This is a genomic window from Nonomuraea sp. NPDC050404 (genome assembly GCF_040655495.1).
In the GTDB taxonomy this organism is placed as follows: Bacteria; Actinomycetota; Actinomycetes; order Streptosporangiales; family Streptosporangiaceae; genus Nonomuraea.
In genome coordinates, this window is sequence record NZ_JBFAKB010000036.1 from 57,406 (window position 1) to 69,752 (window position 12,347).

Annotated in this window: 13 protein-coding genes; 4 read left to right on the forward strand and 9 right to left on the reverse strand. The window is 69.6% G+C overall.

The window, feature by feature from the left end:
- Nucleotides 1-12: 12 nt before the first annotated feature.
- Both AB0I81_RS55195 and pdxH read right to left on the reverse strand, forming a co-directional pair.
- Complete coding sequence (locus tag AB0I81_RS55195) at nucleotides 13-1,254, reverse strand: MFS transporter (protein ID WP_360676813.1); 1,242 nt, start codon at nucleotides 1,252-1,254, stop codon at nucleotides 13-15.
- 10 nt (nucleotides 1,255-1,264) lie between these two features.
- Nucleotides 1,265-1,918 carry a pyridoxamine 5'-phosphate oxidase gene (gene pdxH / locus AB0I81_RS55200; protein ID WP_360676815.1) on the reverse strand — a complete coding sequence of 218 codons (654 nt, stop codon included), beginning with the start codon at nucleotides 1,916-1,918 and terminating at the stop codon, nucleotides 1,265-1,267.
- Nucleotides 1,919-2,097: 179 nt separating this feature from the next.
- Between pdxH and AB0I81_RS55205 the strand changes: the two genes are divergently transcribed.
- Complete coding sequence (locus AB0I81_RS55205) at nucleotides 2,098-3,204, forward strand: citrate synthase 2 (RefSeq protein ID WP_360676817.1); 1,107 nt, start codon at nucleotides 2,098-2,100, stop codon at nucleotides 3,202-3,204.
- A gap of 241 nt (nucleotides 3,205-3,445) precedes the next feature.
- The gene (locus AB0I81_RS55210; protein WP_360676819.1) at nucleotides 3,446-5,014 is read left to right on the forward strand and encodes a heme peroxidase family protein; all 1,569 of its coding nucleotides are present in this window, start codon (nucleotides 3,446-3,448) and stop codon (nucleotides 5,012-5,014) included.
- Here AB0I81_RS55210 and AB0I81_RS55215 read toward each other — a convergent pair.
- Entirely contained in the window at nucleotides 4,974-5,906 is a 933-nt protein-coding gene (locus AB0I81_RS55215) for a LuxR C-terminal-related transcriptional regulator (RefSeq protein WP_360676821.1), read from the reverse strand. The genes AB0I81_RS55210 and AB0I81_RS55215 overlap by 41 nt on opposite strands.
- A 170-nt stretch (nucleotides 5,907-6,076) precedes the next feature.
- On the opposite strand from AB0I81_RS55215, the gene serC reads away from it, so the two are divergent.
- Nucleotides 6,077-7,186 (forward strand): phosphoserine transaminase, encoded by a 1,110-nt coding sequence (serC, locus tag AB0I81_RS55220; protein WP_360676823.1) that lies wholly within the window; start codon nucleotides 6,077-6,079, stop codon nucleotides 7,184-7,186.
- Here the strand turns inward: serC and AB0I81_RS55225 are convergent.
- On the reverse strand, nucleotides 7,183-7,551 hold the full coding sequence (locus tag AB0I81_RS55225; RefSeq protein ID WP_360676825.1) for a BlaI/MecI/CopY family transcriptional regulator: 369 nt from the start codon (nucleotides 7,549-7,551) through the stop codon (nucleotides 7,183-7,185). The genes serC and AB0I81_RS55225 overlap by 4 nt on opposite strands.
- 97 nt (nucleotides 7,552-7,648) lie before the next feature.
- Here AB0I81_RS55225 and AB0I81_RS55230 point away from each other — a divergent pair, with 97 nt between their 5' ends.
- Nucleotides 7,649-8,176: a TIGR00645 family protein gene (locus AB0I81_RS55230; protein ID WP_360676827.1), complete on the forward strand. Its 528-nt coding sequence runs from the start codon at nucleotides 7,649-7,651 to the stop codon at nucleotides 8,174-8,176.
- Here the strand turns inward: AB0I81_RS55230 and AB0I81_RS55235 are convergent.
- The 5 genes from AB0I81_RS55235 to AB0I81_RS55255 form a co-directional block, all read right to left on the reverse strand.
- On the reverse strand, nucleotides 8,173-9,465 hold the full coding sequence (locus AB0I81_RS55235) for an SRPBCC family protein (RefSeq protein ID WP_360676829.1): 1,293 nt from the start codon (nucleotides 9,463-9,465) through the stop codon (nucleotides 8,173-8,175). The two genes, AB0I81_RS55230 and AB0I81_RS55235, sit on opposite strands and share 4 nt — an antisense overlap.
- Before the next feature lie 6 nt (nucleotides 9,466-9,471).
- Entirely contained in the window at nucleotides 9,472-9,933 is a 462-nt protein-coding gene (locus AB0I81_RS55240) for a hypothetical protein (RefSeq protein ID WP_360676831.1), read from the reverse strand.
- A 116-nt stretch (nucleotides 9,934-10,049) separates the two neighbouring features.
- A complete protein-coding gene (locus tag AB0I81_RS55245) occupies nucleotides 10,050-10,688 on the reverse strand; it encodes a rhomboid family intramembrane serine protease (RefSeq protein ID WP_360676833.1) in 639 nt (212 codons plus the stop codon).
- Between the two features lie 108 nt (nucleotides 10,689-10,796).
- Nucleotides 10,797-11,561, reverse strand: a complete 765-nt coding sequence (locus tag AB0I81_RS55250; protein ID WP_360676835.1) for a crotonase/enoyl-CoA hydratase family protein — start codon at nucleotides 11,559-11,561, stop codon at nucleotides 10,797-10,799.
- Nucleotides 11,562-11,567: 6 nt separating this feature from the next.
- Nucleotides 11,568-12,341 (reverse strand): SDR family NAD(P)-dependent oxidoreductase, encoded by a 774-nt coding sequence (locus AB0I81_RS55255; protein ID WP_360676837.1) that lies wholly within the window; start codon nucleotides 12,339-12,341, stop codon nucleotides 11,568-11,570.
- Nucleotides 12,342-12,347: the final 6 nt, after the last annotated feature.

Sequence of the window (12,347 nt, forward strand, 5' to 3'; positions counted from 1 at the left end):
CGCCAGGGCCGCCTAGCTCGTACGGGCCCGGTAGTCGCGGAATTTGGCCACCGACAGCCCCACGGCCAGCACGGTGATCGAGCAGGCGATGCCGCCCCACACCCAGGCCCCGGTCAGCCCGATCCCCGTCGCCATGGCCCCGGCCCGCAGTTCGCCCAGGCGCGGCCCGCCCGCCACGACCACCATGAACGCCCCCTGCATCCGCCCCCGCATCTCGTCGGGCGCGTACAACTGCAGGATCGACTGCCGCCACACCGACGAGATCACGTCCGCCACGCCGCCGATCGCCAGGAACAGCACCACCAGCCACAGATCGTGCACGAGCCCGGCGGCGGCCACGGCCAGCCCCCAGACGGCGATGACGATCGACAGCGCCACCCCCTGCCGCGAGACCCGGCCCACCCAGCCGGAGAACAGCGCCCCGGCGACGGAGCCCATGGCCATGGCGGAGTTCAGCCAGCCCAGCGCGAGCGGGTCCCCGCCGAAGCGTTCGGCGGTCAGCTCGGGGAAGAGCGCGCGCGGCATGGCGAACACCATCGCGATGATGTCCACGACGAACGACATCAGCAGCACCGGGCTCCTGAAGATGAAGCTGAGCCCCTCCAGCACCGCCCGCGCCCCCGGACGCGTCACTTCGCCCAGTGGAGGCAGTGAGGGCAGCCTGAGGGCCGCGTAGAGGCTTCCGGTGAACAGGACGGCGTCCAGCGCGTACGCCGCCGCGAACCCCCCGGTCGCCATCGCCACGCCGCCGACCATCGGCCCCAGCACCGCGCCCGTGGTGTAACCCAGCGAGTTGAGCGCGTTGGCCGCGGGCACCAGCTCCGCGTCCAGGATCCTGGGGATGATCGCGCCCCTGGTGGGCCCGGTGATGGCGAAGCCGGTGGAGTTCAGCGCCACCGCGAGGAAGATCAGGTAGACGTTGTCCAGGCCGAGCAGGGCCTGGACGAGGATGAACAGCGTGGCCGCCCAGGCGATCAGCGAGCCGACGACCAGCAGCTTGCGCCGGTCCACGGCGTCGGCGATCGCCCCGCCCCACAGGCCGAAGACGACCAGCGGGACGAAGTGGGCCATGCCGATCAGACCCACGTGGAACGAGGACTCCGTCAGCTCCCAGACCTGCTGCCCGACCGCCACCACGGTCACGCCGACGCCGATGTTCGACACGGCCTGGCCGAGCCAGATCCGCCGGTACGCGAGCACGCCCAGCGGCCGGGTGTCAACAAGATGACGCTTAATCAGGTCCCCGAAAGCCACTTACTGAACATTAAGGGGCAAGTCTCTCCAGAACCCAGCCGGGTCGCGTCCGCCTGTAACGCAGCCGATCGTGCATACGATCGAGTTGCCCCTGCCAGAACTCCAGCTCGATCGGGGCCACCCGGTAGCCGCCCCAGAACTCGGGCACCGGCGGATCCTCCGGCCAGCGCTCCGCCAGCTCGTCGTAGCGGGCGTCCAGTTCCTCCCTCGATCTCACGACCGCCGACTGCCGCGAGGCCCACGCGCCGATGCGCGAGCCGTACGGCCTGGACTCGAAATACCGCGCGGACTCCTCGTGCGAGATCCGCGTCACAGTGCCCTCGACGCGCACCTGGCGGCGCAGCGGGTGCCAGGGGAACAGCAGGGACGCGCGAGGGTTCTCGGCCAGGTCGCGGCCCTTGCGCGACTCGTAGTTGGTGAAGAAGACGAAACCTCGTTCGTCGTAGCCCTTGAGCAGGACCGTCCTGGCGCTGGGGCGGCCTCCTGCGGAGGCGGTGGCCAGGATCATGGCGTTGGGTTCCGGCAGGCCGGCGTCGAGCGCGTCCTGGAACCAGACGGTGAATTGCGCGATGGGGTCGGACGCGAGGTCTGATTCGAGCATTGGCTCGCCCTCGTACGTACGGCGAAGCCCCGCCAGCGTGGGCGGGCGCGGGGTGGCATCCACGAGACGGTATTCTTGCGCGCTCGTGCGTAAGATCCCACGCACCCCCGCCGACCAGCGGGTTTAGCCTTACGGCGGGTCCCGAGACCAAGCATGACCTGTGAGGCGGTTAAATTGACCCGCCGGTATCTCGACATCAAGGCATTGCCCAAACATGGCAAGAGAAGAGGAGGCGGCCGAGCATGTCCGACTTCAAACCCGGGCTCGAAGGCGTCGTAGCTTTCGAAACCGAGATCGCGGAACCGGACAAAGAAGGGGGCGCCCTTCGATACCGGGGCGTCGACATCGAAGAGCTGGTCGGCCGTGTCCCGTTCGGGCACGTTTGGGGCCTGCTGGTCGACAACAAGTTCCAGCCGGGTCTGCCCCCGGCGGAGCCGTACCCCATTCCTGTCCACTCCGGTGACATCCGTGTAGACGTGCAGAGCGCGCTGGCCATGCTGGCTCCCGCGTACGGCTTCAAGCCCCTGCTCGACATCAGCGACGAGGAGGCCCGCGACCAGCTCGCCCGCGCCTCCGTCATGGCTCTGTCCTTCGTGGCGCAGTCCGCGCGCGGCCTCGGCCTGCCGATGGTGCCGCAGAGCAAGGTGGACGAGGCCAAGACCATCGTCGAACGCTTCATGATCCGCTGGCGCGGTGAGCCTGATCCCAAGCACGTCAAGGCCATCGACGCGTACTGGACCTCGGCGGCCGAGCACGGCATGAACGCCTCGACGTTCACCGCCCGCGTCATCGCCTCCACCGGCGCCGACGTGGCCGCCTCGCTCTCCGGCGCCGTCGGCGCCATGTCGGGTCCACTGCACGGCGGCGCGCCCGCGCGCGTGCTGCACATGATCGAGGGCGTCGAGCAGCTCGGCGACGCCAAGAAGTACGTCCAGAGCGAGCTCGACAAGGGCGAGCGCCTCATGGGCTTCGGCCACCGCGTCTACCGTGCCGAGGACCCGCGCGCCCGTGTGCTGCGGCGGACCGCGAAGGAGCTCGACGCGCCCCGTTACGAGGTCGCGGCGGCGCTGGAGAAGGCCGCGCTGGAGGAGCTGCACGCGCGCAAGCCCGACCGGGTGCTGGCCACGAACGTGGAGTACTGGGCGGCCGTGGTGCTGGACTTCGCCGAGGTGCCCTCGCACATGTTCACCTCGATGTTCACCTGCGCGCGCACGGCCGGCTGGGCCGCGCACATCCTGGAGCAGAAGCGCACGGGCCGGCTCGTCCGTCCGAGCGCGATCTACACCGGTCCCACCTCGCGTCCGCTGAGCGGGCTCGCGGGCGCCGACGAGGTCGTCGGCAAGTACTGATCCCAGTATTGATCTCCGTGTCACGGCTACCGCGCGGCTCACCCGCCACGCGGTAGCCGTTTCGTTTCCCGCTTGAAACGCCTTAGGGGAAAGTGGTTCCTTGACCACCTCCTGACGGGGGAACAGCCTGACGGCAGGCACCCTCAGCCCTCCCACGAGCAGGCCGGACGACCCCGCCTCCGCGGATCGTCCGCGTGCGCCTGCTCCACTCCTCCGGTGGGACGGCAGTAAGGAGCACGTCATGACCCCGCCCATCGACGAGCCCACATCAGGCTTATCCAGGCGCGGCTTCCTCACCGGCGTAGGAGCCGGGGCCGCAGTCCTGACGCTCACCCCCGCGGAGGCCCTCGCCAAGGTCGTCACCGCGCGCGCGGGCGGCCTGGCCACCTCCCCCGACAGGTTCGGAAGGATCTTCAACCTGGCCCCGTTCGCGGACTTCAACGCCCCCTCCCTGAGGCAGGCCCTGCTGGAGATGGGCCGCGCCGGCGGCCTGATCGACGCCATGGACCCGCTGCAGGAGGGCCCGATCAGGCTGATCACCAACCCGGAGCTCAGTCCGGGCAACCTCGACAACGCCACCCACACTGCCGGTACGACGTTCTTCGGCCAGTTCATCGACCACGACATGACCTTCGACGAGGTCTCGCCCCTAGGCGTGCCGACGCCGCCCGAGCAGACGCCCAACACCCGGACGCCCGCCCTCGACCTCGACAGCGTCTACGGCGGCGGCCCGGCGGCCGACCCGCAGCTCTACGACCCCGCCGACACCGCCAAGTTCCGGCTGGAGAGCGGCGGCAGGTTCGAGGACGTGCCGCGCCGGGCGAACCGCTCGGCGATCATCGCCGACCCCCGCAACGACGAGAACCTGATGATCTCCGGCATGCACGCCGCGTTCCTGCGCTTCCACAACCGGGTGGTGGACCACCTGCGGGCGCAGGGCCAGCAGGGCAACGTGTTCGAGGCCGCGAGACAGCAGGTCAGGTGGCACTACCAGTGGCTGGTGCTCAGGGAGTTCCTGCCGCAGATCCTCGGCCAGAGCGTGGTCAACGACATCCTCACCAACGGGCGGCGCTTCTACCGGCCGGTCGCCGGCGAGCAGTTCATCCCCGTCGAGTTCCAGGGCGCGGCCTACCGGTTCGGGCACAGCATGGTCAGGCCGTCCTACCGCGCCAACCTCGCGGGCAACCCCGACGGCACCGCCTTCTTCGGCTTCATCTTCGACCCCGCGGGGCAGGGCCAGGCCGACCCCGTGGACCTGCGCGGCGGCGCCAGGGCGGCCAGGCGGTTCATCGGCTGGCAGACGTTCTTCGACTTCGGCGACGGCGAGGTGCGGGCCAACAAGCGCATCGACACCAACCTGTCCACGCCGCTGTTCAACCTGCCGCTGGCCGCGATCCCGTCCGCCGACCCGCCGACCTCGTTGCCGCAGCGCAACCTGCTGCGGCACATCACCTGGTCGATCCCGTCCGGGCAGAACATCGCCCGCGCCATCGGCGTGCAGTCCCTGGAGGCGCAGCACTTCCCGGAACTGCAGGCGATCGGGCACGGCCTGCCCGCCAGCACCCCGCTCTGGTACTACGTGCTCAAGGAGGCCGAGGTGCTGGCCGGCGGGCTCAGGCTGGCCGGGGTGGGCGCGCGGATCGTCGGGGAGGTCTTCGTCGGGCTGCTGCAGCTCGACCCGACCTCGTTCCTCGGCGCCAACCCGTCCTGGCGGCCCACGCTGCCCAGGCGTACCGGCGTGACGGGCGACTTCCGGATGGTGGACCTGCTCACGTTCGCCCGGGTAGATCCGCAGAGCCGGGGCCAGTGAGCCGGCGCGACCGCCGGCGCTCACCCGGGGAAAGACGCTCACCCGGCAGAAGACGCTCACCCGGCGCGCCCGGGGACGGCGCCATCAGGCCGGTGCGGTAGGCGTTGGTCAGCGCCTCCGAGCGGTTTCGGGCGCCGAGCTTGCTGAACAGGCGGGCCCTGGTGCTCTCCACCGTCTTGCCCGCGATGCCGAGCAACCTGGCGGTCTGCTTCACGGTGTGACCGCGCGCGATCGAGGCCAGCACCTCGCGCTCGCGCGCGGTCAGCCGCGGGGCGTGCCCCAGCGACCGGCACATTCCCGCCCCCACCACGACATACTCCCTGGCCACCAGGTCCAGCACCGCGCACAGATGCTCGGGCACGTCACGCAGCCACAACACCGCGTACGCCCCCCGCGCCACCGCGTCCGTCACCATGCACGGCTCGGGAGGCTCCGAGGGCACGGCCACGGCCCGCGCCCCGAGCCGCGCCGCCAGCGCCCAGTCGGCCGGTACGGGGTCCACGAGCACCGCCGTGAACTTGGTGCCCGTCCAGCCCTGGACGTCCTCCTCGTACGGCACGGCGTCGTGCACGATCGCCACCGCCCGCCCCTGCTCCAGCAGCGCCCGCGTCACCTGCTCCGCGGCCAGTACGCACCTGGCGTGCACGATCACCAGCTCCCTGCCCCGCGCCAGACGGGGCTCGCCCGCCGGGGCGGCGAGCAGCAGGAGCCCGCGGAAGACGGCCTGCCCCTGCCCGGCCGCCCCGAGCTTGCGGTAGATGCGCCGCCGGTGGTTCTCCACCGCGCAGCGGGAGATGCGCAGCAGGTGCGCGATCTCCTGGGCGCTGTGGCCCGAACCGGTCAGGGAGAGGATCTCCAGCTCTCTGGCGGTGAGGACGTCAGGGTCTTCCATGGCCATCAACGCCTCGTGCGAGTTACCTGGAACGTGAGTTTCCGCCGCCCTCCCGTCAAGCCCCGGCTTCTGGTAAGGCCGCTGACCTGGACCCCCAGGTGAAACTTTCACCGGTCTCAAAGTCCGGACCGCGTACTGGCCGGTGTGCGCCGGTCGGTAGGCTCCGTTACGTGGCTGACATCGTTATTCCCGCTGACATCAAGCCCACCGACGGCCGCTTCGGCTGTGGGCCCTCGAAGGTTCGCACCGAGCAACTGGCCGCGCTCGCCGCCTCCGGCGCGAGCGTCATGGGCACCTCGCACCGCCAGAAGCCGGTCAAGAACCTGGTCGGCCGCGTGCGCTCCGGTCTCGCCGACCTGTTCTCGCTGCCGGAGGGCTACCAGGTGGTCCTGGGCAACGGCGGCACCACCGCCTTCTGGGACATCGCCGCCTTCGGGCTGATCCGCGAGAAGTCCCAGCACCTGTCCTTCGGTGAGTTCTCCTCGAAGTTCGCCACCGTCGCGAAGAAGGCGCCCTGGCTGGGCGAGCCGAGCGTCATCAAGTCCGAGGTCGGCACCCACCCTGAGGCGGTCGCCGAGGACGGGGTGGACGTCTACGCGCTCACCCACAACGAGACCTCCACCGGCGTGGCCATGCCGATCAAGCGCGTGGGCTCCGACGACTCGCTGGTGCTCGTTGACGCCACCTCCGGCGCCGGCGGCCTGCCCGTCGATCTCACCGAGACCGACGTCTACTACTTCGCGCCGCAGAAGAGCTTCGCCTCCGACGGCGGCCTGTGGATCGCGATCATGTCGCCCCGCGCCCTGGCCAGGGTCGAGGAGATCGCCGCCAGCGGCCGGTTCGTGCCGGAGTTCTTCAGCCTGCCGGTCGCGATCGACAACTCGGCCAAGGACCAGACCTACAACACCCCCGCGGTGGCGACGCTGTTCCTGCTGGCCGACCAGCTCGACTGGATGAACGGCAACGGCGGCCTGGCCTGGACCACCGCCCGCACGGCCGACTCCAGCCAGCGCCTCTACACGTGGGCGGACAAGTCCTCCTACGCCGCCCCGTTCGCCGCTCCGGAGTTCCGCTCCCAGGTGGTCGGCACGATCGACTTCAACGACTCCGTGGACGCCGCGGCCGTGGCCAAGGTACTGCGCGCCAACGGCATCGTCGACACCGAGCCGTACCGCAAGCTGGGCCGCAACCAGCTTCGGGTGGCGATGTTCCCGGCCGTCGAGCCTGCCGACATCGAGGCCCTGACGACCTGCGTCGACTACGTGGTCGAGCGCCTCTAGTCCACCTTGCGGCCCGTCCTGCGGGCCAGCTCGTCGAGGAGCGCGTGCGCGTCCGCCTCCTCGACGTCCCTGGCGAACCTGGCCAGCACCGGCAGCCTGTCGGTGCTGGCCGCCAGTGCTTCCAGCATGAGCGCGGTGACGTGCTCGTCCCTCGTCATGACCGCGGCGTAGCGGAACGCGTTGCGGTACGGAGTGCGTGCGAGCAGGCCCTTCTTCACCAGCCGCTCGGCCACGGTCTGGACCGTGGTGTAGGCGAGTTCGCGTTCCTCGTTCAGCTTGACCAGGAGTTCCCTGACGCGCATCGGCTTGCCTGCGTCCCACAGCACGTTCATGATCGCGTGTTCCAGGGATCCCAGGTTCGCCAATTCCACATCCCTCCGGCTCGATCAGTAGGAAACATTCTTGCCCGATAAGCCCCCATTCGGCCAGGGGACCCCACGGCCGAAGAGCCTCGGTTATCTGATGTTCGCCAGTCGTTGGCTTCAGGTACCGCTCTATCTCGGCCTGATCGTGGCCCAGGCCGTCTACGTCTGGCAGTTCATGCTGGAGTTGTGGCACCTCATCGAGACGGTGTTCCTGCACGGCGGAACCCCGGTTACGGACAGCGCGGCAGCTCCTGAGGTCGTGGTCATGCTCACGGTCCTCGCGCTCATCGACGTGGTGATGATCTCCAACCTGCTGATCATGGTGATCGTCGGCGGTTACGAGACGTTCGTGTCACGCATCAATCTCAACGACCATCCGGACGAGCCCGAGTGGCTGTCCCACGTCAACGCGAACGTGCTGAAGGTCAAGCTGGCCACGGCCATCATCGGGATCTCCTCGGTGCACCTGCTGCAGACGTTCATCCGCGCGCAGAGCACGCCCAACGACAAGATGATGTGGCAGACGGTGATGCACCTGGCGTTCGTGGCCTCGGCCGTGGGGCTGGCCTGGATCGACCGGCTGCTGTCCACCTCACCGGCCGAGCACACCCGCTCCCATCTCTAGCTCCGCCTGGCCCGGGGGGAGCGACGGCGAGCGGCGGGAGCGGGCTCCGGCTCCTCCTCAGGCTCCTCATCCTCTTCCTCGGGCTCATCCTCTTCCTCGGGCTCCTCTTCGTCCTCGTATTCGTCTTCGTCCTCGTATTCGTCCTCTTCCGGCTCCTCCTCATCCTCGTAGTCGTCTTCCTCAGGCTCCTCTTCGTCCTCCTCCTCCTCGTCTCCCTCCTCGTAGTCCCCTTCGTCCTCTTCCGGCTCCTCGTAGTCGTCTTCCTCGTAGTCGCCCTCTTCGTCCTCGCCCTGCTCGGCGCGCTCCTCTTCCTCCATCGCCGTCTCGTGGTCCTTGACGACCTCGCCGTCGCGGATCTCGCCGCGCCAGCCGTCGCCTACCTGGTCGGGATCCAGCAGGAGGCGCGACATCACGTGCCGCCGGAAGAGCTTGAGCTCCAGCCGTACCCGCCGGCCCTGGGCCCGCCACAGGTTGCCGGTGCGCTCGAAGAGCCCCTGCGGGTGGTATTCCAGCACCACCAGAATCCGGGTCAGGTCGTCGGTGAGCGCGTGGAAGGTCACGGCGCCGTCCACGTAGCCCTTCGAGCCCTCGGAGCGCCAGATGATCCGCTGGTCCGGGATCTGCTCGCGGACGTGCGCCTTCCAGTTCCGGTGCGACCAGAAGACCTGGGCCTTCCAGATGCTCGTCTCGTCGGACTCCTGCTTGACGTTCTCCACCTTCTTCATGAACGTCGGGAAGTCCTGGAGCATGGTCCACTGGTTGTACACCAGGCGGCGGGGCGCGCCGACGTCGATCGTCTCGACGATGTCGGTGAACTTGTCCTGGCCGCCCTTGCCGCCCTTGCCGCCGGTGAACTTGGAGATCATGCCCTTCAGCCCACCCTTGAGTGCTCCACTCACCACGCCTCCCGGCTTGTCAGAACCGGTCGCCGCGCCGAGGAGGCTGGAGCCGCCGTTCTCCGTGTAGTCGGTCAACCGGCCCGTGAGCCCTTTGAGCTTGTCCTCCGCGCCGGACAGCGCGCGTCCCGCGGCGGCGTGCAGCAGGTTCTGCGCCGCGTCCCCGAGCTGGCCCATGGGCAGGCTCCCCATGATCCCCTGGCCGGCCTCCTTGGCCGCGCCGAGCGCCCCCTGGCCCGTGTCCTTGGCGGCACCGGCCGCACCCTTGGCGGCGCCGGCCGCGCCCGCGCCCGCGTCCTTGGCGGCGCCGGCCCCCTTGCCCGCCGCTCCCGTCACTCGCCGGCCGGCCCCCTGGACCGCCTTCCCGGCTCGTTCGGCTCGCTTCTCAGCCATCCGTGCTCACCTCCGAGGCCGGCCGGTCCGCCGCAACACGCGGGGCCCCCGCTTGGCCTTCTCGGACTCCTCAGGCTCCTCTTCCGGCTCCTCCTCGGTGTCCTCTTCCTCGGCGTCCTCCTCCTGCTCCTCGGCACGGTCGGAGCCCTTGGCACCCGGGACGCGCAGAGCCTCGGCACGCTCGTGCAGCTTGCCGCTCAGGGATTCGATCTGCCTGCCGGTGGCGGCCACCGCCGCCGCCTTGCCCACTTGCAGGAGCTCGCCCCGCAGCCGGTCGGTGATCTGCCCGACCTCGGGAGAGGAGGTCACGCTTTTCAGCGCCTGCCCCAGCAGGCCACCGCCGCCGCCCCCGCCCGCCCGACCGGCCAGCCCGGCCGCCGCCAGGGCGGCGGCCATGCGCAGCTTGCGGCGTCTGCCGAGGTAGTACCCGGCGAGCAGGGCAAACGCTACGCGCGCTTTGTTCGACATGGTCAGCGCTCCCGTCCGTCAACTCTCACGGACGCATGCCCAGGATCAGCAGAAGGATCCGACATAGGGAGCAAAGTTGGACATACTTTTGAGGGATCCGCCGCGAGGCGTCAGGCTCAGAACGTGTACGGGTTGACCGGCGCCACCTCGCGCTTGCGGCGCAGCACCCACGCGGCCACCACACCGCCGACGAGCCCGAACAGGTGCCCCTGCCAGGAGATGCCCTGCTGGTTGGGCAGCAGGCCCGCCAGGATCCCCCAGTAGGCGATGCCCACACCGATGCCGATGACGATGTCGAGCAGCCGGCGGTCGAACAGGCCGCGCGACAGGATGTAGCCGAAGTAGCCGAACACCAGCCCGCTGGCCCCGACCGTGTAGACGTCCGGGCTGGTCGCCCAGGTGCCCAGGCCGCCGATGAAGATGATCAGCACGGTGGCCCAGAGGAACTTGCGCACGTCCCGCAGCCCCGCGAAGAAGCCCAGGATCAGCAGCGGCAGCGAGTTGGCCATCAGATGGCCGAAGCCGCCGTGCAGGAACGGCGCGAAGATGATGCCGACGAGCCCGTCGCCCTCCCAGCCGACGATGCCGAACTGCCGGTCGAGGCTGCCGCCGAGGAAGTAGTCGACACCCTCGACCACCCACATCACGGCGAGCATGCCGCCCACGATGATCAGCGCGCTCAGCGCACCGGAAAGCAGGGCTCCCGCGCCGCGCTTGGCCGACTCGAACCCCCTGGAACCCGAATAGTCGCTCATGCGCTCTCCTGGTATGTCGTCTCCTCTTTCTTTACCGTAACCAGGCCGAGCTATGCGCGCGCTAAAACAGTCCCCTCCCGTTTCCTGACGAAAGCGGGAGGGGACCGGTCACTCCGCCTTCCACTGGGGCGCGCGCTTCTCCGCGAAAGCGGCCGCGCCCTCCATGGCGTCCTTGGAGCCGAAGACCGGGTTGATGATCGCGCCTTGCTTCCTGAACATCTCCTCCAGCGACCAGTCCTGCGACTCGATGATCACCTTCTTGGTCGCGGCGAGCGCCAGCGGGGCGTTGCCGGCGATCTTGCGGGCCAGTTCCAGCGCGCCCTCAAGGGCCGCGCCGGGCTCGGTGATGCGGTTGACCAGGCCGAGCTCGTACAGGCGGGAGGCCGGGTAGTGCTCGCCGGTCAGGGCGATCTCCATGGCCACGTGGTACGGGATCCTGCGCGGCAGCCGCATGATGCCGCCCGCGCCCGCCACCAGGCCGCGCTTGGGCTCGGGCAGGCCGAACTTGGACTCCGCGGAGGCCACGATGACGTCGCAGGCCAGGGCCAGCTCGAAGCCGCCCGCCAGCGCGTACCCCTCCACGGCCGCCACCAGCGGCTTCTTCGGCGGCGACTCGGTCAGCCCGCCGAAGCCGCGCCCCTCCACGACGGGGAAGTCCCCGGACAGGAACCCCTTCAGGTCCATGCCCGCGGAGAACGTGCCGCCGGCGCCCGTCAGGACGTAGGCGGAGATGTCGGGACGGGCGTCCAGCGCGTCCAGCGCCTCGGCCATGCCCCGGGCCACCGCCCCGTTGACCGCGTTGCGCGCCTTGGGCCGGTTGATGGTGAGGACGGCCACATTGCCGGACTCCTCGACGAGCACTTCGTCAGACACGTGACCTCACTTGGGCTGGAAGCGGATGCCGCCGTCGAAGCGGATGACCTCGGCGTTCATGTAGTCGTTCTCCACCAGCGACCTGACCAGGTGCGCGAACTCGCCGGCCCGGCCCATCCGCTTGGGGAAGACCACCGGCGCCACCAGCTTGGCCTTGAACTCCTCGGCGTTGCCGGAGAAGCCGTAGATGGGGGTGTCGATGATGCCGGGGCAGATCGTGTTCACCCGCACGCCGATCGCGGCCAGGTCGCGCGCAGCGGGCACCGTCATGCCCACGATGCCGCCCTTGGAGGCCGAATAGGCGAGTTGCCCCGTCTGCCCCTCCAGAGCCGCCACGGAGGCCGTGTTGATGACCACGCCGCGCTGTCCGTCCTCGTCGACCGGCTCGGTCTTGGCGACCGCGGCGGCGGCGATGCGCATGAGGTTGAACGTGCCGATCAGGTTGACCTCGATGACCTTGCGATAGGAGGCCGGGTTGTGCGGGTTGCCGTCACGGTTGACCGTGCGCTCGGCCCAGCCGATGCCCGCGCTGTTGATCACGACGCGCAGCGGCTTGCCGGTGGCCACCGCGGCGTCCACGGCCGCTTGCACCTGCTCTTCGTCCGAGACGTCCGTCCTGGCGAACACCCCGCCGATCTCGTCGGCGACCGCCTTGCCCCGCTCCTCGTTGAGGTCGGCGATCACCACGGTGGCCCCCGCGCGGGCCAGCTCGCGGGCCGTGGCCTCGCCGAGACCGCTGGCGCCGCCGGAGATGATTGCTGCAGATCCGTTCAGGTCCATGTACGG